Genomic DNA, 521 nt, shown 5'->3' with positions numbered 1-521 from the left:
GAGAAAGCCATGGCCGCAGTGATTCAGGAAGCCTATATCCAGGGTGTTTCAACTCGCTCCGTAGACGAGTTGGTCAAGGCCATGGGCATGACCGGCATCTCCAAGAGCCAGGTCTCGCGACTGGCCGGCGAGATTGACGAGCGTGTCAACGCGTTCCTGGATCGCCCGCTTGAAGGTGACTGGCCCTACCTCTGGATTGATGCCACCTACGTCAAAGTACGGGAGGCCGGGCGTATTGTGTCGGTCGCCGTCATAATCGCCGTGGCGGTGAACACCAATGGTGGCCGGGAAATCCTGGGCATGCGCGTCGGCCCTTCGGAAGCAGAGCCGTTCTGGACGGACTTCCTGCGAAGCCTGATGCGACGTGGCTTGCGCGGTGTAAAGCTGGTGATCTCTGATGCCCACGAAGGGCTCAAAGCCGCCGTATCCAAAGTGTTTCATGCGACCTGGCAACGCTGCCGGGTACACTTCATGCGCAACGCCATGGCCCATGTCGGCAAGGGCCAGCGCACCATGGTGGC

General features: G+C 60.7%; 1 protein-coding gene. It reads left to right on the top strand.

Going from position 1 to position 521, the window contains the following annotated elements:
* The coding region (locus tag M5B96_RS32415) for an IS256 family transposase (protein ID WP_248801243.1) at positions 1-521 on the top strand (521 nt) is incomplete at both ends.

The sequence above is a fragment of the Pseudomonas sp. MWU13-2105 genome, from assembly GCF_023242315.1.
Classification (GTDB): Bacteria; Pseudomonadota; Gammaproteobacteria; order Pseudomonadales; family Pseudomonadaceae; genus Aquipseudomonas.
This window is presented reverse-complemented; position numbering and strand designations above follow the sequence as displayed.